Annotated in this window: 20 protein-coding genes; 11 read left to right on the top strand and 9 right to left on the bottom strand. The window is 65.2% G+C overall.

Features of this window, described 5'->3' with window-relative positions; genetic code table 11:
- The first annotated feature begins 75 nt into the window (after positions 1–75).
- The 7 genes from LDZ27_RS11970 to LDZ27_RS11940 all read left to right on the top strand — a co-directional run bounded on the left by LDZ27_RS11970 (position 76) and on the right by LDZ27_RS11940 (position 7,102).
- Complete coding sequence (locus tag LDZ27_RS11970) at positions 76–849, top strand: L-iditol 2-dehydrogenase (protein WP_244814291.1); 774 nt, start codon at positions 76–78, stop codon at positions 847–849.
- A 200-nt stretch (positions 850–1,049) separates the two neighbouring features.
- Entirely contained in the window at positions 1,050–2,408 is a 1,359-nt protein-coding gene (locus LDZ27_RS11965) for a sugar ABC transporter substrate-binding protein (protein ID WP_244814290.1), read from the top strand.
- A 68-nt stretch (positions 2,409–2,476) separates the two neighbouring features.
- Entirely contained in the window at positions 2,477–3,412 is a 936-nt protein-coding gene (locus tag LDZ27_RS11960; protein WP_244814289.1) for a carbohydrate ABC transporter permease, read from the top strand.
- Positions 3,409–4,260, top strand: coding sequence for a carbohydrate ABC transporter permease (locus LDZ27_RS11955; protein ID WP_244814288.1), 852 nt, complete (start codon positions 3,409–3,411; stop codon positions 4,258–4,260). The genes LDZ27_RS11960 and LDZ27_RS11955 overlap by 4 nt, the downstream gene beginning before the upstream one ends.
- A gap of 11 nt (positions 4,261–4,271) precedes the next feature.
- Positions 4,272–4,970: an HAD family phosphatase gene (locus tag LDZ27_RS11950; RefSeq protein ID WP_244814287.1), complete on the top strand. Its 699-nt coding sequence runs from the start codon at positions 4,272–4,274 to the stop codon at positions 4,968–4,970.
- Positions 4,971–5,004: 34 nt separating this feature from the next.
- Positions 5,005–6,159 carry an ABC transporter ATP-binding protein gene (locus LDZ27_RS11945; protein ID WP_244814286.1) on the top strand — a complete coding sequence of 385 codons (1,155 nt, stop codon included), beginning with the start codon at positions 5,005–5,007 and terminating at the stop codon, positions 6,157–6,159.
- 79 nt (positions 6,160–6,238) lie between these two features.
- Positions 6,239–7,102 (top strand): MOSC domain-containing protein, encoded by an 864-nt coding sequence (locus LDZ27_RS11940; protein WP_244814285.1) that lies wholly within the window; start codon positions 6,239–6,241, stop codon positions 7,100–7,102.
- A 12-nt stretch (positions 7,103–7,114) separates the two neighbouring features.
- Here the strand turns inward: LDZ27_RS11940 and LDZ27_RS11935 are convergent, their stop codons facing one another.
- The 3 genes from LDZ27_RS11935 to dalD all read right to left on the bottom strand — a co-directional run bounded on the left by LDZ27_RS11935 (position 7,115) and on the right by dalD (position 11,327).
- The gene (locus LDZ27_RS11935) at positions 7,115–8,062 is read right to left on the bottom strand and encodes a sugar-binding transcriptional regulator (protein WP_244814284.1); all 948 of its coding nucleotides are present in this window, start codon (positions 8,060–8,062) and stop codon (positions 7,115–7,117) included.
- Positions 8,063–8,328: 266 nt separating this feature from the next.
- Entirely contained in the window at positions 8,329–9,810 is a 1,482-nt protein-coding gene (gene xylB / locus LDZ27_RS11930) for a xylulokinase (RefSeq protein WP_244814283.1), read from the bottom strand.
- A gap of 116 nt (positions 9,811–9,926) precedes the next feature.
- Positions 9,927–11,327, bottom strand: coding sequence for a D-arabinitol 4-dehydrogenase (dalD, locus tag LDZ27_RS11925; RefSeq protein WP_244814282.1), 1,401 nt, complete (start codon positions 11,325–11,327; stop codon positions 9,927–9,929).
- Positions 11,328–11,750: 423 nt separating this feature from the next.
- Here dalD and LDZ27_RS11920 point away from each other — a divergent pair, with 423 nt between their 5' ends.
- Positions 11,751–12,641: a hypothetical protein gene (locus LDZ27_RS11920; protein WP_244814281.1), complete on the top strand. Its 891-nt coding sequence runs from the start codon at positions 11,751–11,753 to the stop codon at positions 12,639–12,641.
- Between the two features lie 25 nt (positions 12,642–12,666).
- On the opposite strand, the gene LDZ27_RS11915 is transcribed toward LDZ27_RS11920, so the two are convergent.
- Positions 12,667–13,488 carry an EAL domain-containing protein gene (locus LDZ27_RS11915; protein ID WP_244814280.1) on the bottom strand — a complete coding sequence of 274 codons (822 nt, stop codon included), beginning with the start codon at positions 13,486–13,488 and terminating at the stop codon, positions 12,667–12,669.
- A 185-nt stretch (positions 13,489–13,673) separates the two neighbouring features.
- Here LDZ27_RS11915 and hmgA point away from each other — a divergent pair, with 185 nt between their 5' ends.
- Positions 13,674–15,011 carry a homogentisate 1,2-dioxygenase gene (gene hmgA / locus LDZ27_RS11910; RefSeq protein WP_244814279.1) on the top strand — a complete coding sequence of 446 codons (1,338 nt, stop codon included), beginning with the start codon at positions 13,674–13,676 and terminating at the stop codon, positions 15,009–15,011.
- Positions 15,008–16,294 (top strand): fumarylacetoacetase, encoded by a 1,287-nt coding sequence (gene fahA, locus LDZ27_RS11905; RefSeq protein WP_244814278.1) that lies wholly within the window; start codon positions 15,008–15,010, stop codon positions 16,292–16,294. Before hmgA ends, fahA begins: the two co-directional genes overlap by 4 nt.
- A 125-nt stretch (positions 16,295–16,419) precedes the next feature.
- Here fahA and LDZ27_RS11900 read toward each other — a convergent pair whose 3' ends face one another.
- Positions 16,420–17,592, bottom strand: coding sequence for an MFS transporter (locus tag LDZ27_RS11900; RefSeq protein WP_244814277.1), 1,173 nt, complete (start codon positions 17,590–17,592; stop codon positions 16,420–16,422).
- Between the two features lie 286 nt (positions 17,593–17,878).
- Between LDZ27_RS11900 and LDZ27_RS11895 the strand changes: the two genes are divergently transcribed.
- On the top strand, positions 17,879–18,328 hold the full coding sequence (locus LDZ27_RS11895) for a hypothetical protein (RefSeq protein WP_244814276.1): 450 nt from the start codon (positions 17,879–17,881) through the stop codon (positions 18,326–18,328).
- Here the strand turns inward: LDZ27_RS11895 and pdeM are convergent, their stop codons facing one another.
- From pdeM to LDZ27_RS11875, 4 genes are read right to left on the bottom strand one after another with little or no spacing between them, the layout of a single operon-like run.
- Positions 18,329–18,997, bottom strand: coding sequence for a ligase-associated DNA damage response endonuclease PdeM (pdeM, locus tag LDZ27_RS11890; RefSeq protein WP_244814275.1), 669 nt, complete (start codon positions 18,995–18,997; stop codon positions 18,329–18,331). It abuts the gene before it with no gap.
- Positions 18,998–19,005: 8 nt separating this feature from the next.
- Positions 19,006–21,765: a ligase-associated DNA damage response DEXH box helicase gene (locus LDZ27_RS11885; RefSeq protein ID WP_244814274.1), complete on the bottom strand. Its 2,760-nt coding sequence runs from the start codon at positions 21,763–21,765 to the stop codon at positions 19,006–19,008.
- On the bottom strand, positions 21,762–23,417 hold the full coding sequence (locus LDZ27_RS11880) for an ATP-dependent DNA ligase (protein ID WP_244814273.1): 1,656 nt from the start codon (positions 23,415–23,417) through the stop codon (positions 21,762–21,764). The genes LDZ27_RS11885 and LDZ27_RS11880 overlap by 4 nt, the downstream gene beginning before the upstream one ends.
- A complete protein-coding gene (locus tag LDZ27_RS11875; protein ID WP_244816130.1) occupies positions 23,414–24,469 on the bottom strand; it encodes a ligase-associated DNA damage response exonuclease in 1,056 nt (351 codons plus the stop codon). Before LDZ27_RS11875 ends, LDZ27_RS11880 begins: the two co-directional genes overlap by 4 nt.
- Positions 24,470–24,623: the final 154 nt, after the last annotated feature.

Genomic DNA, 24,623 nt, shown 5'->3' with positions numbered 1-24,623 from the left:
CAAACATAGAGCAATTGATCGGCTGTCGAGCGTTCGCTCACTTCGGCGGCCGGCAGCCAAAGAACGGAGACATCGGTGAGACTGAAAGACAAGGTCGCGGTCATCACAGGCGCAGCAAGCGGAATCGGCGAAGCGGTCGCGCGCCGCTATCTCGACGAAGGCGCGAAGCTCGTTGTCGTCGACGTCAAGGACGAGCGCGAAATGGCAGCGCGCTATCAGAGCGCTTCCGAGCGCGTTCTCGCGCTGAAGGCCGACGTCACGCGCCGCGAAGACATCGAGCGCATCGTGGCGAGCGCGTCCGAGCGTTTCGGCGGCATCGACATTCTCTTCAATAACGCGGCGCTCTTCGACATGCGCCCGATCCTCGACGAATCCTGGGACGTGTACGACCGCCTCTTCGCGGTCAACGTGAAGGGCATGTTCTTTCTGATGCAGGCGGTCGCGCGCCGCATGGTGGAGCAGGGGCGCGGCGGCAAGATCATCAATATGTCGTCGCAGGCGGGGCGGCGCGGCGAGGCGCTCGTCTCGCATTACTGCGCGACCAAGGCGGCCGTCATCAGCTACACGCAGTCGGCGGCGCTCGCGCTCGCGAAGGATCGCATCAACGTGAACGGCATTGCGCCGGGCGTCGTCGATACGCCGATGTGGGAACAGGTCGATGCGCTCTTCGCGCGCTATGAGAGCCGGCCGCTCGGCGAGAAGAAGCGCATCGTCGGTGAGGAAGTGCCGCTCGGGCGCATGGGCGTGCCCGGCGATCTCACCGGCGCGGCGCTCTTTCTCGCATCGGCGGATTCGGATTACATCACCGCGCAGACGCTCAACGTCGACGGCGGCAACTGGATGAGTTGACCGGCGCGCGCCTTGCAGCGCGAGGCGCACCGTCTATAGTGAAACGGCGTCGCGGCGAAATGCTCGCCGGGAAGCGCCGGCAAAAGCAGCCATCACGCGGTTCCCAGCGCATCACAACACGCAGCGGCGGCGGTATCCGGCAGTTTCAATGAACCGTCTGCCCACTGCGCCCGTGCAAACGAAAAAGGAGACGAACCAACATGAAACGCACCCAACGCATCGTTCGAGCCGCACCGCGCGCCCCGCGCCTCGCCACAGCGCTTTCGACGGCGCTCGCCGCCGCCGCGCTCGTGCCGCTCGGCGCGCACGCCGCGACGACCATCACCATCGCCACGCTGAACAACCCGGACATGATCGAGCTGAAGAAGCTCTCGCCGGCTTTCGAAAAAGCCAATCCGGACATTCAGCTCAAGTGGGTCATTCTCGAAGAGAATGTGCTGCGCCAGCGCGCGACGACCGACATCACGACGAACAGCGGCCAGTTCGACGTGCTGACGATCGGCACGTATGAAGCGCCGCAGTGGGGCAAGCGCGGCTGGCTTTCGCCGATGGCGAACCTGCCCGCGAACTACGACCTCGACGATGTCGTGAAGACCGCCCGCGACGGTCTCTCGTACAACGGCCAGCTCTACGCGCTGCCGTTCTACGTCGAAAGCTCGATGACGTACTACCGCAAGGACTTGTTCCAGGCCGCGGGCCTCAAGATGCCCGACCAGCCGACCTACGACCAGATCAAGCAGTTCGCCGACAAGCTCACGGACAAGTCGAAAGGCCAGTACGGCATCTGTCTGCGCGGCAAGGCGGGCTGGGGCGAGAACATGGCGTTCGTCTCCACGGTGGTCAATACGTTCGGCGGCCGCTGGTTCGACGAACAATGGAAGGCACAGCTCGATTCCCCCGAGTGGCACAAGGCCGTGTCCTTCTACGCCGACTTGCTCAAGAACGACGGCCCGCCGGGAGCGAGCTCCAACGGCTTCAACGAGAACCTCACGCTGATGTCGTCGGGCAAGTGCGCGATGTGGATCGACGCAACCGTCGCCGCGGGCATGCTGTACAACAAGTCGCAGTCGCAGGTGGCCGACAAGATCGGCTTCGCCGCCGCGCCGACCGAAGTCACGCCGAAGGGCTCGCACTGGCTCTGGTCCTGGTCGCTCGCGATTCCGAAGACGTCGAAGCAGCAGGACGCCGCGAAGAAGTTCGCCGCGTGGGCCACGTCGAAGGAATACATCGAGATGGTCGGCAAGGACGAAGGCTGGGCGTCGGTGCCGCCGGGCACGCGCAAGTCCACGTATGCGCGCCCCGAGTACAAGCAGGCCGCGCCGTTCGGCGACTTCGTGCTGCAGGCGATCGAATCCGCGAACCCGAACGATGCGTCGCTCAAGAAGGTGCCGTATAGCGGCATCCAGTTCGTCGGCATTCCGGAGTTCCAGTCGTTCGGCACGGTGGTCGGGCAGTCGATCGCGGGCGTCGTCGCCGGGCAGACGAGCGTGGACAACGCGCTGAAGGCGGCCAACGCGACAGCCGACCGCGCGGTCAAGCAGGCGGGTTATCAGAAGTAAGTGCTTCGCGGGCCGTTTCGCGTTCTTGGCGGCGCGGCCCGCCGGCATCATCGAGAGGTGACACGATCATGCGCCAACTGAATCCCCCCATCACCGATCACTTCGAAGACTCCGCCGCCGAGCGCGACAAGAAGCGCGCGAAGTCCGTGCGATGGCTCATCACGCCGTCGAGCGGACTTCTCTTCCTGTGGATGGCGATTCCGCTCGCGATGACGATCTGGTTCTCGTTCTCGCGCTACAACCTGCTCAATCCCGACGTAAAGGGCTTCGCGGGCCTCGACAACTTCCAGTTCCTCGTCACCGATCCGGCGTTCGGGCCGTCGATCGGTCATACGCTCACGCTCATTGCGTCCGTGCTGGCGATTACCGTGATCGGCGGTGTGCTGCTCGCGGTGCTTTTCGACCGCAAGTTCATCGGCCAGGGCATTGCGCGCCTGCTCGTGATTGCGCCGTTCTTCGTGATGCCGACGGTCTCCGCGCTCATCTGGAAGAACATGATCCTGCATCCGGTGTACGGCCTCGTCGCCTCGCTGATGCGATCGCTCGGCATGCAGCCGATCGACTGGTTCGCCGAGTATCCGCTCTTCGCGGTCATTGTGATCGTCGCGTGGCAGTGGCTTCCGTTCGCCTTTCTGATTCTCTTTACCGCGATCCAGTCGCTCGATCAGGAACAGAAGGAGGCGGCGCGCATCGACGGCGCGGGTCCGTTCGCGATGTTCTTCTTCATCACGCTGCCGCATTTGAAGCGCGCGATCGCCGTCGTCGTGATGATGGAAACCATCTTTCTGCTCTCGATCTTCGCGGAAATCTATACGACCACCGGCGGCGGTCCCGGCACCGCGACCACGAACCTTTCGTATCTCATCTACGCGCTCGGCCTGCAACAGTTCGATGTCGGGCTGGCTTCGGCGGGCGGCATTCTCGCGGTGATCCTCGCGAACATCGTCGCGTTCTTCCTCGTGAGAATGCTCGCGAAGAACCTCAAAGGGGAGTACGAGTCATGAGCACGCATCCCGTTACCGCCACGACGCGCACGCCCGCGCTCGATCATGTGAAGAACATCGTGCCTGGCGTGCTCGCGTGGATCGTGTCGATCCTGCTGTTCTTCCCGATCTTCTGGATGACGATCACCGCGTTCAAGACGGAGCAGCAGGCGTATTCGTCGTCGCTCATTTTCTCGCCGACGCTCGATAGCTTTCGCGAAGTGTTCGCGCGCAGCAACTACTTCGGCTTTGCGTGGAACTCGGTGCTGATCTCCGTCGGCGTCACGGTGCTCTGCCTGTTGCTGGCCGTGCCGTGCGCCTACGCGATGGCCTTTTTCCCGACGCGAAAGACGCAGAAGCTCCTCTTGTGGATGCTGTCCACGAAGATGATGCCGTCGGTCGGCGTGCTCGTGCCGATCTATCTGCTGTGGAAGAACAGCGGACTGCTCGATACGGTCACCGGCCTCATCATCGTCTATACGCTCATCAATCTGCCGATCGCCGTCTGGATGGCCTACACGTATTTCAACGAAGTGCCGAAGGACATTCTGGAGGCGGGCCGCATCGACGGCGCGACGACATGGCAGGAGATCGTCTACTTGCTGATGCCGATGGCGCTGCCGGGGCTCGCATCGACGGGGCTGCTGCTCATCATCCTTTCGTGGAACGAGGCGTTCTGGAGCATCAACTTGTCGAGTTCCAACGCCGCGCCGCTGACGGTGTTCATCGCGTCGTATTCGAGTCCGGAAGGGCTTTTCTGGGCGAAGCTCTCGGCGGCGTCGCTGCTCGCGGTCGCGCCGATCCTGATCGTCGGCTGGCTGTCGCAGAAGCAGCTCGTGCGCGGTCTCACGTTCGGCGCGGTCAAGTGAGGGCGGGGCACGTGAATCACGCTCCCATTTCCGGCCGCCTTCTGATCTGCGATTGCGACGGCGTCCTGATCGACAGCGAAGCGGTGGCGGCGCGCATGCTCGTGACGGAGTTGCAAGCGCTGTGGCCGGGCGTCGATGTGGAACCGGTGGTGCTGCCGCTGCTCGGCCTGCGCATCGAGGCGGTGCTCGCGAGCGCCGCGGACAGCGTGAACCGCACGCTCACGCCCGAACAGGCCGCCGCGATCCGGCGCTCGGTGGAGGCGGCGGCGGTGCAGGCGCCGCCCGTCGAAGGCATTACACAGGCGCTTGCCGCCGTGCCGCTCACGAAGGCGTGTGCGAGCAACAGTTTCTCGTCGTATGTCGATACGGCGCTGCAACGCACCGGCCTCGTGCGCTTCTTCGGCGACCGGCGCTTCTGCGCGGATATGGTCGCCAATCCGAAGCCCGCGCCGGACGTGTATCTGGCGGCGGCGCGCGCGATGAACGTCGATCCGTCGAACTGCCTCGTCGTGGAGGACAGCGTGACGGGCGTGACGGCGGCGACGGCGGCGGGCATGCCGGTGCTCGGTTTCATCGGCGGCGGACACGCGACGGAAGGACAGGTCGAGACGTTGAAGCGCGCCGGCGCCGCGATCGTATTCGACGACATGGCGCGCCTGCCCGCGCTCGTCGAGCATTGGCTGCAATACGCGACGTTCGAAACACGATGAACGCGCGCGCTCAACGAAAGCATGGAGACACATCATGGCTAGCCTGACCCTGCGCAACATCAACAAGCGCTACGAAGACACCGAGGTGATGCGAAGCGTGAACCTCGACATCGAAGACGGCGAGTTCGTCGTTTTCGTGGGGCCGTCGGGATGCGGCAAGTCCACGCTCATGCGAATGATCGCGGGCCTCGAGGACATCAGCGGCGGCGACCTCATGATCGACGGCGCGCGCGTGAACGAGTTGCCGCCCGCCAAGCGCGGCATCGCGATGGTGTTTCAGTCGTATGCGCTCTATCCGCACATGACGCTCTACGACAACATGGCCTTCGGCCTCAAGCTCGCGGGCGAGAAAAAGCCCGCGATCGATGCCGCCGTCAAGAACGCCGCGAAGATCCTGCACATCGATCATTTGCTCGACCGCAAGCCGAAGCAACTGTCGGGCGGGCAGCGTCAGCGCGTCGCAATCGGCCGCGCGATCACGCGCAAGCCGAAAGTCTTTCTCTTCGACGAGCCGCTTTCCAACCTCGATGCCGCGCTGCGCGTGAAGATGCGCCTGGAATTCGCGCGCCTGCACGACGATCTCAAGACGACGATGATCTACGTCACGCACGATCAGGTCGAAGCGATGACGCTCGCGGACAAGATCGTCGTGCTGTCGGCAGGTAACGTCGAGCAGGTCGGCACGCCGAACACGCTCTATCACGCGCCGGCGAACAAGTTCGTCGCGGGCTTCATCGGCTCGCCGAAGATGAACCTCCTGTCCGGCACGGTGGAGCAAGTTCTGAGCGATGGCGTGCTCGTCAAGTACGCGAGCGGCGAGACGCAACTCGCCGGCGTGCTGCCGGGCAACGCGAAGCCGGGCGATGCGGTGACGGTCGGCATCCGGCCCGAGCATTTGCAGCCGATCGGCGCGGGGAGCGAGAACGGCGTCTCGGCGTCGACGATGACGGTCGAAACGCTCGGCGATGCGGCTTATCTGTACGCGGAGACACCGGTGGCGCCGGACGGTCTCATCTCGCGCATTCCGCCGCTTGAGAAGCACGCGCGCGGCCAGAAGCTCAAGCTCGGTGCGGAGCCGGATCACTGCCATATGTTCGATGCGAACGGGCAGGCGTTCAGGCGGAATGCGGTGGAGGTTTATTTGAATGAGCATCCCGAAGTGAAGATGTCGCGCGTGCAAAGCGCCTGACGGTGCGCGCGTGTTAGCGAATGCGGCGACGGGCGATAATGCGGCTTCGCCCGCCAATCGTCTTTCGCCAATTCTCGCCATGTCCGTTCTGAAAGAACTTTTCGTCTATCCGATCAAGTCTTGCGCGGGCATCGGGCTTGCCCGCGCGGTGCTGCTGGAAACCGGCCTCGAGTACGATCGCAACTGGCTCGTGACGGACGCGACGGGCGGCATGATCACGCAGCGCACGCATCCGTGCATGGCGTTGATCCGCACCGCGTTCGATGGTGACGATCTGCTCATCGAAGCGCCCGGCATGCCCGCGCTGCGCACACCGTTGCGCGCCGAAGCGCTGCTGCACGCGCAGCCCATGCGCGCGACCGTCTGGCGCGATACCGTCGATGCGCTCGACGCCGGCGAACAACCGGCCCGATGGTTCAGCGAACTGCTCGATCTGCCCGCGCGGCTCGCGCGCTTTTCGCCGAAGGTGAAGCGTGTCGTCGACCGGAAATGGACGGCGCCGCTCGTCACGCACACGCGCTTCGCCGATGGCTTTCCGCTGCTCGTGCTCGGCCAGGCATCGCTCGACGATCTCAATGCGCGTCTCGCGCAGAAAGGCGCGCCGCGCATACCGGTCAATCGCTTTCGCCCGAATCTGGTGATTGACGGCCTGGATGCTTACGAAGAGGATTTCGTCGACGAGATGCGCATTGGCGCCGCGGATCGCGATGTGCAACTACGCCTCGTGAAGCTGTGCACGCGCTGCCCGGTGCCGACGATCGATCAGCTTACCGGCGCACCGAATCCCGCGTGGCCGCACGAACCGCTCGACACGATGAGCGCGTATCGCGCGAGCGAGCGGCACGGCGGCAAGCTGACCTTCGGCAAGAACGCCGTGATTCTGCGAGGCGAGGGTGTGGCGCTCGAAGCGGGGCAGAGCGTGGAAGCGGAGATCGCGTTCTGATGGACGGCCGGCTCACGCTTCGAGCGCGGCTTTCGCGCAGAGTTCGTCCGTGACGAGGCCGGAGAGCCACTGACCTTTGAGCGCGGCGATCAGCGCTTCGCGCTTGCGCTGGCCGCCCGCGAAGCCGATGGTCGGCCGCTTTGGGGGCGCATCGAGCTTGAGGCTTGTCACGCGTGCGCCGGTTTTCGACTGCACGCGCTTGCCTTGCGCGTCGATCGGCAGTCCGAGCCATTCGGCGACCGCGCCGGCTTTCAACATCTCGTCGACTTCCGCGCGCGTGATGAAGCCGTCTTCGTGCAGCGGGCAGTTGATGCCGATATTGCCGATGCCGACGAACGACACATCCGCCTGCTGCGCCAGACCCTCGACGATGCGATACAGCCGGTGATTGACCCATTGCGCGCGCTCGGCCTCGTTGTCGGCCATGAGCGGCGCGGGCAGCATGAAGTGCTTGCCGCCGGTTTTCTCGGAGAGTTGCTGCGCGACGTCGTAACGGTTCGACGATCCGTCCTGCGCGATGGCGCCGACCATCGACACGAAGCGATGCTGCGGCCGGTCGAGCTGTCCGATTTGCGCGACGACGGCTTTCAGCGTGCGCCCGCTGCCGATGGAAACGACGATGGGTTTCTCATCGACGAGATAACGCTCCATGACTTGCGCGCCGGCGACGGCGAGCTTGCGGTCGACCTGCTCGCTCGAATCCCCGTCGATAGGGACGACCTCGCAGATCGCGAGTCCGTAGCGGTCGCTGAGCTGCTGTGCGAGCGCGAGGCAATCGGCGATGCGGTGATCCACTCGCACGCGGATCAGGTTCTTTTCCACCGCGAACGCGACGAGCCGTTGCGCCACCGGACGCGAGATTTGCAGTTTCTCTGCGATCTCGTTCTGGGTGTTGCCGGCGACGTAATACAGCCACGCTGCGCGGGTTGCTAGATCGAGCTTTTCGGTTGATTTTGGCAATTTGTCGGTCTTTCTTTTTTTCGCAGGGCGGCTTTGTTGTCGGTGAACTTGTATTCGTGTCGGTCTCTTAGCTCGCCCCTGTGCGGGGCGGCAGTCACTTTCTTTGCTTGGGACCAGAGTAAGGCACTAAAGCGCCAACTCTGGTCGACACAAAGAAAGTGACCCCCGCCCCGGGGAGGGGCAACGCAAATAAACCGACACGAAAACAAGCTCCCCGGGAGCCGCAGCGAACCAAACCCGCCGCGAGCGAAACGCAAAAAGACCGCTTAAGCCAACCTCGGCCGAGAAACATCAAACAACGGCCACACATGCTGATAAAGCTCCCGAAACCCTTTCAACCGCTGGCGCAAAGCCGCATGCCGCTGTGCATCGGGGGTGAATTCGAGCCGAACGGCAGGCTTGGCAAGCACGACCGCAGGATCGCCCCCAGCCGCAAGCCACCCCAGCCGCGCCGCGCCAAGTGCGGCACCCGTCTCGCCGCCCCCGTGCGTGCGCGTCGGCGTATTGAACGCATCCGCGAACATTTGCCCCCAATACGCGCTTCTCGCGCCGCCGCCAAGCATCGACAACGCATGCGCCTGCGTACCCGCCGACTGCAACGCGTCCAGCCCATCGGTGAGCGCGAGCGTCACGCCCTCCAGCACCGAATAGCCGAGCAGCGCGCGGTCCGTCGCGTGCGTCATGCCGAAAAACACGCCCTGCGCATACGGATCGTTATGCGGCGTGCGTTCGCCGCTCAAATACGGCAAGAAAAGCGGCGCAGTCGAGAGCGTTTCCGGCGGCAACGCCTCGATTTCGGCGAGCAAGGTCGGCTCGTCGGTCGATGTCAGCTTGCACACCCAGCGCAGGCAGCTCGCCGCCGACAACACCACGCTCATCTGATGCCAGCGGTCCGGTATCGCATGGCAAAACGCATGCACCGCCGACGCCGGATTCGGCCGGAAGCGATCCCCGACCACGCACAGCACGCCCGACGTCCCGAGCGACAGAAAGCCATCGCCCGGTTCCGTCGCGCCGATGCCCACCGCGCTCGCCGCATTGTCGCCGCCGCCCGCCGCGACGATCACGCCATCGGGCAGGCCGAGTTCGCGCGCCAGCGACGGCAACAGCGTCCCCGACGGCTCGCTGCCTTCCGCGAGCGCCGGCATCTGCTGGCGCGTCATCCCGCACGCGGCGAGCAGTTCGTCCGACCAGTCGCGGCGCGCGACGTCGAGCCAGAGGGTGCCGGCCGCATCGGACGGATCGGACACCTTCGTGCCCGTCAGATGCATGCGCAAATAGTCCTTCGGGAGCAGCACGCACGCGGTCTGGTTGAAAAGCTCCGGCTCGTTGTGCGCGACCCATAGCAGCTTCGGCGCGGTGAAGCCGGGCATCGCGAGATTGCCGGCGATCTCGTGCAGGTTCGGCGCGCGCTCGTAAAGCTCGGCGCATTCCTTGTCGCTGCGCATGTCGTTCCAGAGAATCGCGGGACGCAACACGCGATCCGTCGAATCGAGCAGCACCGCGCCGTGCATCTGACCGGAAAGTCCGATGCCGCGCACTTCCGCGAACTGCGCCGGAAACTTGTCGCGCAACGCGAAGAGCGCGGCGCGCGTACCTTCCCACCAGTCGAGCGGATTCTGTTCCGACCAGCGCGGTTTCGGCCGCGAAACGGTGAATGGCGTGCCCGCCGTGCCGACGACGCTGCCGTCGCCCGCGAGCAGCAGCACTTTCACTTCAGATGTGCCGAGGTCGATGCCTAAGTACATGAGCTAAGCCCTGGGTGTAGCCGGAACGCATGCCGGCTGAAAACGTGGAATTTAACGCCCGGCGCCGCCGCGCGCCATGAGCACAATACCGGAGCGCGCCGCGCTTTCCGATGCGATCACGGACGGTTCGCCAGCCACGCATCGACCTGCGCGAGCGCCGTGCGCATCACGCGTTCGAGCTTTTTGCTCTGCGCCATGCTGCCCCAGAGCAGCTTGTCGCCGGTGAACGCCTTGACCGGATCGGCCGCCGTGAAGAAGCCATGGGCGACGGCCGCGTCCATCACGCCGTCCTGATACGCATACGGCAGCGTGCCCTCGTGCCAGCGTTCGAGGAAGCGGAAAAAGAGCGCGGGGAGAATGGCGGTCGCGGCGGGATCGACCTGGCGCGCGAAGCATTCGGCCATCGTCGGCGCGATGAAGCCGGGCAGCTTGGAAAAGCCATCGGCGGCGACGCGCTGGTTCGTGTCCTTGATATACGGATTGCTGAACCGGTCGAGCACGACATCGCGATACTGCGCCAGATCGATCGGACTCGGCGTGAGGCAGGGAATCACGTCCTCGGTGACATAGCCTTCCGCGAGCGCGCGGATTTCCATGTCCTGCGTGCCTTCGTGAATGTATTGCAGGCCGACGAGCGTGCCCGCCCACGCGATGCAGCTGTGGCTCGCGTTGAGAATGCGGATCTTCGCCTCCTCATACGGATGGACGGAATCGACGAGTTCCGCGCCGGCTTTTTCCCACGCCGGCCGCCCCGCGATGAAGTTGTCTTCGATCACCCACTGGATGAACTTCTCGCCCATCACCGGCGCGTTGTCGTCGATGCCGGTCGCGGCCTTCACGCGCTCGGCGACATCCGGCGTCGGGCGCGGCGTGATGCGATCGACCATCGAATTCGGACTCGACGTGTTCGCGATCATCCAGTCGCGCAGCGCGGTCTGCCCGCGCAGTTGCAGAAATTCGAGCATGCCCGCCTTGAAGCGGTCGCCGTTGCTGCGCAGGTTGTCGCAGTTCTGGAGCGACACCTGGCCCGAGCCGTTGTTCATGCGCGCTTCGAGGATCGCGGCGAGCGCGCCATAGATGGTCGTCTTCGCGCCCTTGAGGTCGGCGGCGAGGTCGGGGTTCGCGGTGTCGAGCCTGTCGTGCTCGTCGAGGTAATAGCCGCCTTCGGTCACGGTGAACGAGACGATCCGGCACTCCGGCGCGGCGCCCGTCGCGATCAGTTCCGCGAGGTCCGCCGACCACGGTACGACTTTGCGGATCGATCGCACCGTTTCGTATTCGCGCTCGCCCTGCGGCGTGACCGTTTCGAGCGTGTATGCGCCGTTTTGCGCGGCGAGCGCATCGAGCACGGCGTTCATGTCTCCGCGAATGTTGCCGACGGCGAGCGACCAGCCCGCATCGCCCGATTCGATCAGTCTGTGCAGGTACCACGCCTGATGCGCGCGATGAAACGAGCCCGCGCCGATGTGCAGGATCACGTTCGCGCCCGGTGTGCCAACGCCTTGTTCGCTACTCATGTCTGTCTTCCTCTGATTGGCTGAAGCGCCCGTTCTCGCGCGGACGACGGTTGAGCAATTGCTCGATGATTGGTCGATTGATCGAAATCATGGTGTCGGGCCTTTTGAAAGTCAAGGCGCGCAACCGCGCGCGCTCCGCTGCGATGCAGCGCGAACGGGCGCGCGATGCGCGTCGTCGGCTGATCGCGCGGGCGCTCGGCGGCGGGCGTTGCGTCGCACCAAATGCGGTGCGTCGGCGAATCGGGACATACCCGGATAGGCAACGGCGCGTGCGTTGACGGAACGTGCATGCGACTCCGGCGCAACGACGACGCGAGACACCGTCATGAACCTTGTGATCGGCATCGACATCGGCACGCACAGATCACATAAGCCACGAAGACCATCTGCTATATTCGACAGATGGTTTTCCGTAAGAGAGCAATGGTGGCAAAGAATAAGTTAGGCATCCTCGTCTACGTCGACAATAACGACGAAATGGTGGAGGAGTTCTCGTGGTTATTTAAGAGCGCGATCTATTCGGGCGTGATCGAAGGCTGCGAGTTGATTGTCGTATGTCATCCGGATGTCGCGGAAAAGCTACCTCGGGAAAATTGCATCAGATTGATTCCCGCGCTTCCCTACGCAGAGCGAAACAATGAATGGGCCGACTACAAGTTCGTCAACTCGATTGGCAATCTGGTAGAACCGGCCGTCCACGCGGCATGCAGCGAATTCGAATACATCCTTAAAACCGATTGCGATACCTTCGTCACGCCGCATCTCAAAGGTTTCGAGCCATCGGGCTTGTGCTTCGGTTTCGGTGCTTACGCATATCAGGCTTCCGTTCGCCGGAAACTCGACGAATGCAGCGAGCGCTGGGGTTATCCGCACATCGGCTTGCATAACATCGGCGCATCCGTTCTCGGGCCGACGGACAGGGTGCTCACGTATCTGAACGTGCACATGCAGAACTGCAACCGGCTTCTCGAGGAAGAGTTCGCGGACTTCTCCGGCCAATGGCCCAACTGGACGAAGCAGGTTCTGACCATGTACGCCGGCGAACTCGCATTGCGCATGACCTATCCGCAACAGTGTTCGATCGGTCTGCTGGACAACTTCACTCAGGGCGAGCGCAAGTTAGCGAGCGACGTGCTGCACGTACACGCATGGCACACCGATGATTATTGGTCGAAGCATAAATTCCGTGCGGGCGAATACCACGACATGGACCCTTCGCAAATCGATCGGACGAGTCTCGGCGGATATTGTCATTGGCTCGCCGCCGCCGATCTCGAAGACGTGAAAGCAGCGCGTTCCGCCGCGATTCGCTAATCGATTCAAACGGGCGCTGCGCAAATCACCGTGCTTGCGTCGAGTGCGAATCAAACACCGGCCCCTGCACGAAATGCACGTCGAACTGCTGAAGCGCATCGAATTGCGCTTCGTCGGAGACATTGCAGAAGATGAGCGGAATCTTCAGCCGATGCGCATACGCAACGAGATGCTTCACGACCGAGTCGCGCAGCGCCGCGCCCGCATCCATCTTGATGAAATCGAGCCGCGCCATGTCCGATACCGCCAGGATCGCCCCGGCGTTCGGCAGATTGCCCGCCACCTTGAATCCGTAGCGCTGATAGCTCTTGGTCAGATAGCCGAGAAACGTCTTGTGCGCGACCGCCGCGGCCGGCAGTTCGATCACCACGCGCGACGGATTCATGGCGAACTCCTGCAGCACCGACGAAAAGTGCCGCCCGTGATCGTATTTCACGCTCTTTAGCAGCCGCTCGTGCACGCGCAAAAACAGCAACCCCGGCCGATGCGGCCCGAAGAAATTCATCGCATGCAGCGCGCGCGATAGCCGGTCGAGCGCGACGAGCTCGCGATCGTCGTCGAGCGTCGAGAACGGATCGGGCGGCGCGTCGCCCCGGATCACCGTCAGCGCCTGCACGCCCAGTTCGTCGCCGAAGCGCTCCGCACTCTCGGCCGAAGCCGAGAGCGTCTGCGGGAAGCTGTGCGTGCCCACATCGAAGATCGGCTCGTACGCGCTCGCGACCGTGACATCGTGATAACGCGCGATGGCCTGCCGCGCGCGCTCGCCTTCGCCGAGCACAATATGCGCGCCGAGAAACGGATGCTCGGCGGCGCGTGCGACGAGTTCTGGCAGGGACGGGGAAATCATGGATGGGTTCTGGTGCGTGCCGTACCGGGCGCCTTGTTCGTGGATGGTATCAGCGCGCCTCGCAGCGCCTTGCACCAAATCGACATATTGATATGCGCAGCCGGCGCGTCGAATGAGGGTTTACGAGCTATTTCACTAAACGTAATCGGTTTAACATTCGTAAAACCACGTCACAGGATCCGACGATGCCCCCCTTCGAGACGCACACCGACGCGAGCCGCCACTACCAGTCTGGCTTCGCGAACGACTTCGCCACCGAAGCGCTGCCCGGCGCGTTGCCGCTCGGCCGCAATTCGCCGCAGCGTGCGGCGTATGGCCTCTACACCGAGCAGCTTTCCGGCACCGCGTTCACCGCGCCGCGCGCGCACAACCGCCGCTCGTGGCTGTATCGCATCCGGCCGGCCGCCGTCCACAAGCCGTTCACGCGGATGACGGGCGAGGCGCTCCGGGCGAAGCTCGTCGCGAATTTCGGGGATGTCCCGCCGACGCCGCCGAATCAGTTGCGCTGGGACCCGCTGCCGATGCCCGCAGAGCCGACGGATTTCATCGACGGATGGGTGACGATGGCCGGCAACGGCGCGGCGGAATCGATGACCGGCTGCGCGATCCATCTGTACGCCGCGAATCGTCCGATGCAGGACCGCTTCTTCTACGACGCCGACGGCGAACTGCTGATCGTGCCGCAACAGGGCCGGCTAACGATCGCGACCGAACTCGGCAAGCTCGACATCGAGCCGTTCGAGATCGCGGTGATTCCGCGCGGCGTGCGCTTTTGCGTCGCGCTGCCGGATGGCGAAGCGCGCGGCTACATCTGCGAGAACTTCGGCGCGCTGCTGCAACTGCCGGATCTCGGGCCGATCGGCTCCAACGGCCTCGCGAATCCGCGCGACTTTCTCACGCCGCACGCCGCGTATGAAGACCGCGAGGGCCGCTTCGAACTGGTCGCGAAGCTCAACGGCGCATTGTGGCGCGCGGATATCGGCCATTCGCCGCTCGATGTCGTCGCGTGGCACGGCAACTACGCACCGTACAAGTACGACTTGCGCCACTTCAACACGATCGGCTCGATCAGCTTCGATCATCCCGATCCGTCCATCTTCCTCGTGCTGCAATCCCCGAGCGATACGCCGGGCGTCGACAGCATCGACTTCGCGATCTTCCCGCCGCGCTGGCTCGCCGCCGAAGATACGTTCCGGCCGCCGTGGTTTCATCGCAATGTGGCGAGCGAGTTCATGGGCCTCGTGCATGGCGTCTACGACGCGAAGGCCGAAGGCTTCCTGCCTGGCGGCGCGAGCCTGCACAACTGCATGTCGGGACACGGCCCGGACGCGGATACCTTCGAGAAGGCATCCAGCGGCGATACGTCGAAGCCCGCGAAGGTCGGCGACACGATGGCTTTCATGGTCGAAACGCGCACGCTCATCAAGCCGACGCAGTTCGCGCTCGACACCGCGCAGCTTCAGGCGAACTACTACGAATGCTGGCAGGGCCTCACGAAACACTTCAACCCGGAGCAACGATGAACGATGCGCTCAAGGCGACACTCGCCCCGACGCTCAGAAGCTGGATCGAGTCAGCGAACGACCCGGCCAGCGACTTTCCGATTCAGAACCTGCCGTTCGGCATCTTCAGCGACGCGGTGAACGAACGGCCGCGCGCGGGCGTCGCGATAGGCGACTGGATCGCCGATCTGTCCGTGCTGGAAGCAGCGCGCCTCGTTCCCGCGCACGACGTGTTCGCGCAGCCGGGCCTGAACGCGTTCATCGCGCTCGGACGCGAAACGTGGCGCGCGGTGCGCGTCGCGTTGAGCGGCCTCTTCGCGCGGGACACGCCGACGCTGCGCGACGATGCCGATTTGCGCCGCCGCGCGCTCGTGCCGCGCAAGGACGCGACGATGCACTTGCCCGTCGCGATTCCCGGCTATACGGACTTTTACTCGTCGAAGGAACACGCGACGAACGTCGGCTCCATGTTTCGCGATCCGAAGAACGCGCTGTTGCCGAACTGGTCGGAGATGCCGATCGGCTATAACGGGCGCGCGTCGTCGGTGGTCGTGAGCGGCACGCCGGTGCGCCGGCCGAACGGCCAGCTCAAGCTGCCGAACGAGGAGCGCCCGGTCTTCGGCGCGTGCCGCAAGCTGGATATCGAACTGGAAACGGGCTTCATCATCGGCCGGGGCAATGCGCTCGGCGAGCCGATTGCCTGCGAGGACGCCGAGGCGCATATCTTCGGCATGGTGCTGCTCAACGACTGGAGCGCGCGCGACATCCAGCAATGGGAATACGTGCCGCTCGGCCCGTTCAATTCGAAAGGCTTCGCGACGACGATCTCGCCGTGGATCGTCACGCTCGACGCGCTCGAGCCGTTCCGCAGCGCGACGCCCGCGCAGGAGCCGCAGCCGCTCGCGTATCTGCGTCATGCGGGCGATCATGCATTCGATATCGATCTCGAAGTGACCTTGCGTGCGCCCGGCGCGCAAAAGGCGACGACCCTCTCGCGCACCAACTTCAGGCTCATGTACTGGTCGATGGCGCAGCAGCTCGCGCATCACACGGTATCGGGCTGCAACACACGCGTCGGCGACCTGATGGGCTCGGGCACGATCAGCGGGCCGACGCCGGATTCATGCGGCAGCCTGCTCGAAGCGACGTGGAACGGCCAGCGGCCCATCGCGCTGGAAGAGGGCGGCGAGCGGTCCTTCCTGCTCGATGGCGATGAAATCACGCTGCGCGGCTGGTGTCAGGGCGCGGGTTATCGCGTGGGCTTCGGCGAATGCGTGGGACAGATCGTGCCGGCGCAAGGCTGAACGCAGAGGAAGCGAGCGATGCAAGCCAAGCCCGCTCCGGCGATGATCGAAAGCACGTCGACGTCGCCGCCCGGCACGAGAAAGGCGGCCAGCACGCCCACGCATGCGCGTCCGCCGTCAAAAAATCAGGCCGCTTGCCCGATGGACAAACGACGCGCGCGCTTGTCGAGCGTCGCGGAAAGCAGCGTGAGGCTGAACGCGCCGCACGCCATCGCCACGCCGACCCACGGCAGCGCGGTCATCGGCGCGCCCGCGCTGATGACGCAGCCGCCGAGCCATGCGCCCGTCGCGTTGCCGAGATTGAACGCGCCCTGATTGAGCGTCGAAGCGAGATTCGGCGCGTCGCTCGCGCGGTTCACGATCAGGAACTGCAGCGGCGGCACGATCGCGAACGCGAGCACGCCCCACAGGAAGATGGTGATCATCGCGGACATCGGCTCGTGCATCGTCGCGGCGAAGACCGTGAGAATCACCACGATCGATAGCAGAAACGTCAGCAGCGAGCGCAGCAGCTTCCAGTCCGCGAGCTTGCCGCCGAGCGTGCTGCCCACCGTCAGCCCGAGACCGAAAAGCAGCAGCACATACGTGACCGCGTGCGGCGAAAAGCCGGTCACGTCTTCGAGAATCGGCGTGATATACGTGAACACCGAAAAAAGACTCGCCGACGCCAGCACGCTGATGCCGAGCACCATCAGCACTTGCGGGTTCCTGAGCACGTCGAATTCGCGCAGGATGCTGGTTTCGCGCATTTCGAAGTGCTTCGGCAAGCAGACTGCCAGCGCGCCCGCCGCCGCCACGCCGATCAGCGTGACCACCCAGAACGTCGCGCGCCAGCCGGCCGCCTGTCCGAGCGCGGTGCCGAGCGGCACGCCCAGCACGTTCGCGAGCGTGAGACCGGTGAACATCAGCGCGATGGCTTGCGCGCGGCGGTTCGGCGCGACGAGATCGGCGGCGACCACCGAGCCGATGCCGAAGAACGCGCCGTGACAGAACGCGGTGACGATGCGCGCGCCCATCAGCACCCAGTAATTCGGCGCGAGCGCGCACAGCAGATTGCCGACGATGAACACGCCGATCAGCCCCATCAGCGCTTTTTTACGCGGCATTCTCGCGGTGACGATGGCGAGGATCGGCGCGCCGACGGTCACGCCGAGCGCGTAGCCCGAAACGAGCATGCCGGCGGCGGGAATAGATACGGCCAGGTCGCGCGCGACGTTGGGCAAGAGGCCCATGATGACGAATTCGGTCGTGCCGATGCCGAACGCGGCAATGGCAAGAGCTAGCAGGGGCAAGGGCATGGCGAGGCGGGAGAAGTCGCGGACGCGGGCGCCGCGGCGGAAAAAGAGGGCAGCGAAGGATCGAATTCTACAGAAAGGTGATTTTTGATGCTGGTGGAAACCCTAAGCCCGGACCGCCCGCACAATGCCGGATCATGAGCGGTTCCTTGTCGAATCGCCGGGCGCGGCGCACGAATCCTGCGCGCATGCGCCATGACGTGCCACACGCGTTTCGCATTTCGGGCGCCGGCGCGCGGATCGTTGCGCGCCACGCCTGTTGGAAAAACACAGCACTTACTGAACGAAAATGTCTCGACTGAAACTTGGCCTGCGCCCGGCCATCGCGGCCGTCGTCTATACGGCACTCTTCGTCACCCACGCGAACGCCCAGAGCGATGCCACCGGCCCCATTTCCACGAAGGCGGGCACCGTCTACTTCCTGCGCGACGAATCCGGCTTTGCCGCGATGCTCGGCACGCAAGCCTTCGATCGCTTCGACGCGCGCCGTCTCGCGCATTTCGACGAACCGTCCGCCGACGGCACGCTCGCGCGTTCACTGGTGCAGACGGACACAGGCCCGGTGCTGTACGACTTCCGCCGCAATCCGCCGCTCGTGCAGCGCGCGGGCAAGCGCATGGCGGTGCAGCGCGTGTTCTGGCAAGGCGATGAAGTCGTCATGCAGACATCGCTCGGCTGGTTCCGGCTCGAACGCGGCGCGCTCACGAAGTTGCAGGCGTCCACGCGCATCTACCACTGATTACACGCGCACGCCGAACACGCGCTCTCCCGCGACCACGTAGACGGCCTCGCGCTCGCGGCGCACGCTATCGTTCACCTCGAAGCCGCCCGTGAACGCGCCGAACGCCGGCAGCACGCCCGCGCGCGCCCCGAAGCGAAAGCACGGCAGCCGCACGCTGTCGGTGCGCGTCGCGAGCCGATACACCGGATGCTCGTGGCCGGCGAGCGCGTAGGCATCGTCCACATGCTGCGGATGATGGCAAAGCGCCCACGGCCCCAGCCGATACGGCTCCTTCACGAGTTCCACGTCGAAGCGCGGCGGCAGCGCGCCCGCGTGCCGGTCGTGATTGCCTTCCACGAGCACGAGCCGCAGTGCGCGATGCCGCGCGCGCCATGCATCGAGGGCGGCGAGGGTTTCATCGGCGTGAGATTCGCGGGCATGCAGCAGGTCGCCCAGAAAAACAACCGATTCCGGCCGATGCGTCGCGATGAGCGCATCCAGCCGCGCGATGTTTTCCGCGCTCGCGCCCGCGGGCACCGGAATGCCGCGCGCGCGGAACACGGCGTCCTTGCCGAAATGGGCGTCCGCGATAAAGAGGCTTTTCGCCAGCGGATCGAATGCCGCGCGTTCCGCCGAAAGGAGCAGCGCGCGGCCGCCTACGTCGATTGTCAGTGCTTCCGTTGCCATGCGCGCGTTCAGCCTCCCGCCGCCTTTTCCAGCTCGGCGAGCATGCGTTCGACGCGGTCCGCGAGCTTCTCCGTGCTCACCTTCTCGCGCAGACGCCCGACGATCAGCGGAAACGCGAAGGGCGTCGGCTTCTTCGGGCGCGTCAAGGCGAGACGGCTTTCGCTCATGCGCACGAGCGCGTCGCGCAGACGGCCCAGTTCCAGTTCCTGAAGCATCACTTCCTGATCGGCCTGCGCGAGCAGCAGATTGCTGCTGTCGTGCTTGCGAAAAACTTCGTAGAAGAGTCCGCTCGACGCCTGCAACTGCCGCGCGCTTTTCTGCTGCCCCGGATGCCCCTGGTAGATCAGCCCCGACACGCGCGCGATTTCGCGAAAACGCCGCGCCGACAACTCCGATGCGTTGAGGCTCGCGAGAATGTCGTGTTCGAGATCGTCCGGCGAAAAAAGCCCTTGCGCGATCAGCGTTTCCCAGTCGAAGGGGCGCGCGGACAAGAGTTCGAAGCCGTAGTCGTTCATCGAAATGGAGAACGTGCTCGGAGAATCGCGCGCGACGCGCCAGCCGATGAGCGATCCCAGCCCGATGTGCGCCATGCGTCCCGCGAACGGATAGCAGAAGAAGTGATGCCCTTCGCGCGAGCGCACGGCTTCCACGACGAGCACGCCCGGCCCCGGCAGCGCCGACCACTTCGCCTGCAAGTCAAGCAGCGGCTTGACGGCGCGCATCTCCGGCTCCTCGTAGATGCCGTCGTTCGCGCGCGCGAGCATCACGAGCGCTGCTTCCGCGAGTTCCGACGACAGCGGCATCTTGCTGCCCGCCCATTGCGGCATCGCGCCGCGCGAGGAGGTCGCGCGCTTCACGTAGGCGGTCATGTCGCGCACGCGGATGAGTTCGAGCGCGCGTCCGCCGAAGGTGAAGACGTCGCCGGGCTTCAGGCGCGAGATGAACGATTCCTCCATCGCGCCGATGCGTCCGCCCGTCATGTACGCGACGTTGATCGTGGCGTTCGCGACGATGGTCCCGACATTGTTCCGATGCCGTCGCACGAGGTCTTCGCGCGGCACGCGATAGACGCCGTCATCGCCCGCGACGACGCGGTGATAGTCCGGATACGCCCCGAGCGACGCGCCGCCGCGCTCGACGAACGCGAGCGCCCAGTCGAACTCGGCCTGCGTGAGATCGCGATACGCATACGCGGTGCGGACTTCGTCGAGCATGTCGGCCGGCCGGAAACCGCCGCCGATGGCCACCGTCACGAGATGCTGCACGAGCACGTCGAGCGGCTTCAGCGGCATGTCGCGCCCTTCGATGCGATGCTCCGCGATTGCCCAGCGCGCCGCCGCCGCTTCGACGAGTTCGAGCGCATGCGTCGGCACGATCGTCACGCGCGACACGCGTCCCGGCGCGTGGCCGGAGCGCCCGGCGCGCTGCATCAAACGCGCGACGCCTTTGGGCGATCCAATCTGGAATACGCGATCCACCGGCAGAAAATCGACGCCGAGGTCGAGGCTCGACGTGCAGACGACCGCCTTCAGCTGCCCGTTCTTCAGCCCGAGTTCGACCCAGTCGCGCACTTCCTTGTCGAGCGATCCGTGATGCAGCGCGATGAGTCCGGCCCAGTCGGGGCGCAAATCCAGCAGCGCGCGATACCAGATTTCCGATTGCGAGCGCGTGTTGGTGAAGACGAGCGCGCTCTGCGCGTGCTCGATTTCGTCGGCGACGGGACCGACTTGCCGCGTGCCGAGATGCCCGCCCCACGGAAAGCGCTCGATGGTGTCGGGAATCAGCGTATCGACGATGAGCGTCTTCGGCTGCGCGCCGCGCACGACCACGCGCGGCGTTTTCACCGGATGCAGCAGGGCATCGTGCGCGAGCGCGAGGTTGCCGAGCGTCGCGGACAAGCCCCAGATTTGCAGATCGGGACGCCAGCGCGTGAGACGGGCGAGCGCGAGCTGCGTCTGCGTGCCGCGCTTGTTGCCGAGCAGTTCGTGCCATTCGTCGATGACGACGAGCCGCACATGCGCGAGTTCTTCGCGGGCGTTGGCGCGCGTGAGCATCAGCGTGAGGCTTTCGGGCGTGGTTACGAGCGCGGACGGCATGCGGCGGTTTTGCCGCGCGCGTTCTGTCGACGACGTATCGCCCGTGCGCAGCCCGACGGTCCACGGCACCGACAGCGCGGTGACGGCGGTTTGCAGCGCGCGGGCGGTGTCGGCGGCGAGCGCGCGCATCGGCGTGATCCAGAGGACGGTGAGCGCAGCGGGCGATGCGGTATCGGCGTCGGCGCTTTGCGTCTCCCGCGCCTCGTTCGAGGCAGATGCAAGCGTGCTCGCAATGTCCGCATTCGGCGAACGCGCGCCGCGCCTCGACGATGCGCCCGCCCGTTTTTTCGCGCCCCGCGCCTTCACCGGCCCCGCATACGCCGCGAGCGCGCCGAGCCACACGGCCCACGTCTTGCCCGCGCCCGTCGTCGCGTGCAGAAGGCCGCTTGCGCCGCGCGCGATCTCGCGCCAAACCTCGCACTGAAACGGGAACGGCTGCCAGCCGCGCGCCTCGAACCAGCGGGCGATGCGCGCGTCCATCGGCTTGGCCGCTTCGATTGCATCGAACTCGAAGGGCGCGGGCCTGAACGATTCGGCGGCGGCATCCAGCTTCGCTTGCGCGGCCTGCGTGCGCGGCACGCGGCGCGGACGCGGCGCCCGCCGTCGTTCGCGTGCCGTGCGGCTCGCGATGTCGGGCGTGTCGCCGTCGTCGGGCTCATCGGCGGTATTCACGCCACCGCCTCGCTGAGAAAGCCCTTGAGCATGTCGAGCGTATCGGCGTCGTCGATGGTCTTGTCCGTGCGCCAGCGCAGCATGCGCGGGAACCGCACCGCGATGCCCGACTTGTGGCGCGGGCTCGCCTGAATGCCTTCGAAGCCGATCTCGAAGACGAGCGTCGGCGTGAGGCTGCGCACCGGCCCGAACTTCTCGACGGTCGTCTTGCGCACGATGGCGTCGACCTTGCGCATCTCTTCATCGGTGAGGCCGGAATAGGCCTTCGCGAACGGCACGAGCGTGCGCAGGCCGTCGGCTTCGTCCCAAACCGCGAACGTGAAATCCGTGTAGAGGCTCGCGCGGCGGCCGTGGCCGGGCTGCGCGTAGAGCAGGACGGCATCGACGGAATACGGATCGATCTTCCACTTCCACCACGTTCCCGACGACTTCGTGCGCCCGACGCCGTACATCGACGCGCGTTCCTTCAGCATCAGCCCTTCGACGCCGCGCGCGCGGCTTTCGTCGCGCAATGCGGCGAGCGCTTGCCAGTCGGCGCCTTCGACCATCGGCGAAACGCGCAGCACATCGACCGCGAGCGACGACGCGAGCGCATCGAGCTTCGCGCGGCGCGCCTCGAGCGGTTTCATGCGCAGATCGCGGCCATCGGCTTCGAGCAGATCATAGGCGAGCAGCGCGGCGGGAGAATCGGCGAGAACTTTCTTCGTGAGCGACTTGCGCGTGATGCGCGGCTGAAGACGCGCGAACGGCAGCGGCATGGCCGCGCCCGGTTCCCACGCGAGGATTTCGCCGTCGATCACGGTGCCGTCCGGCAGCGCCGCGCCGAGCGAGGCGAGTTCGGGAAAGCGCTCGGTCAGCAGGTCTTCGCCGCGCGACCAGAGCCACACGCGGCCGCTGCGCTTCACGAGCTGCGCGCGTATGCCGTCCCATTTCCATTCCGCGATCCAGTCGGCGGGCGCGCCGAGCGTCGAAGGATCGGCCTGCAACGGATGCGCGAGAAAGAACGGATAAGGCAGGCCCAGATCGCTTTCGTGCGGCGTGTCGATGTCGTCGCCCTCGGCTGCCGGCGCGATCAGCCGCAGATAGCGCGCGGCGCTCGGCGCCTGCCGCGAATCGGTCCAGCCGACCATGCGCTGCGCGATGCGCTTGTGATCGACGCCCGCCACTTGCGCGAGCGCGCGCACCACCAGTTGCCGCGCGACGCCCACGCGAAAGCCGCCGCCGATCAGCTTCGTGAGCAGAAAGCGCTCGCTCCAGTTCAGCTCGTCCCAGTAGCCGATGAGCCGTTCGCGCAATTCGGCCGGATTCGCGCCGCGCAAGGTCAGCACGCGATCCTCGATCCATTGCGCGAGTCCAAGCTCCGACTCGTGCGTCGGCGGCGGCAGCACATGCGCGATGGTTTCCGCGAGATCGCCGACCGCGTGATACGACTCCTCGAAAAGCCATTCGGGCAAGCCCGCGCGCTCGCGGGCGAATTCGATCAGAAGGCGCGTCGGCACCGACTGGCGCGGCTTGCCGCCCGCGAGAAAGTACGACGCCCATGCCGCGTCTTCCGGTTCCGCGCCCGAAAAGTACGCGATCAGCGCTTCGAGCTTTTCGTTCGTGGAGGTCGTCGCGTCGAGGGCGGCGTAGAGCGTGGCGAACCGTCTCATGACGATGCCCCCGGCGCTTCGGCGATGGTGTCCGCTTCGACGACGTCGTCGCCGTATTCGGTTTTGAACGCGCCCGCATCCAGCCCTTGTTCGCACAGCCAGCGCACCATCGGCTCGATCTGGCCGTGCGTGACGATCACGCGTTCCGCGCCCGTCGCGCCGATGGCCGATTGCAGCCCCGGCCAGTCCGCATGATCCGACAGCACGAAGCCGCGATCGACACCCTTGCGCCGCCGCGTGCCGCGCAGACGCATCCAGCCGGAGGCGAAGGCATCGCTGTAATCGCCAAAGCGCCGCATCCACGTGCTGCCTTGCGCGGACGGCGGCGCGACGATCAGCGCGCCCTTGAACGCGGCCTTGTCGCGCGCGGGAATGTCGCTGACGAGCCGCGTGTCGGGCAGCGCCACGCCCGCGTCGCGATACGCGCGGTTCAGCGGCTCGACCGCGCCGTGACAGAAGATCGGGCCGATGGCCGCATCGACGCCCGCGAGAAGGCGCTGCGCCTTGCCGAACGAATAGCAGAAGAGCACGGACGCGCGACCCTCGGCCGCGTTATGCCGCCACCACGAATCGATGCCTTCGAAGACCGCGTGCGGCGGCTCCCATCGATAGATCGGCAGGCCGAACGTCGATTCGGTGATGAAAGTGTCGCAGCGCACCGGCTCGAAGGGCGCGCAGGTCGGATCGGGCTCGACCTTGTAATCGCCGGATGCGACCCACACGCGCCCGCCGTGTTCGAGCCGCACCTGCGCCGAGCCGAGAACGTGGCCGGCCGGATGCAGCGACACCGCGACGCCGTTCACGTCGATGCGCTCGCCATAGGCAAGCCCCTGCACGTCGATGCCCGGCAGCCGCGAGAGCAGCACGCCCAAGCCCGGCTCCGCCGCGAGGTAGCGCGCGTGGCCGAAGCGCGCGTGATCCGCGTGCGCGTGCGTGATGACCGCGCGTTCGACGGGCCGCCACGGATCGATGAAAAAGTTGCCTGGCGGACAGTACAAGCCTTCGGGACGCGCGACGATCAAATCGGAGGACGAACTGGGCTGCGCTTTCAGGCGGTGCTCCTCAGAAATGTTCTATTCCGGCAACAAAGCACGCAACATGCCCGTCACGCCGCTTTCACGCGGAGCGTCTACGGTGTAAAAGTTTGTTTTATCGAAGTGCCGATGAAGCTGTTGATGAATTTCCCGTCGTAAGCGTATCTCGCGC

The organism is Caballeronia sp. Lep1P3 (genome assembly GCF_022879595.1).
Lineage (GTDB): Bacteria > Pseudomonadota > Gammaproteobacteria > Burkholderiales > Burkholderiaceae > Caballeronia.
This window is presented reverse-complemented; position numbering and strand designations above follow the sequence as displayed.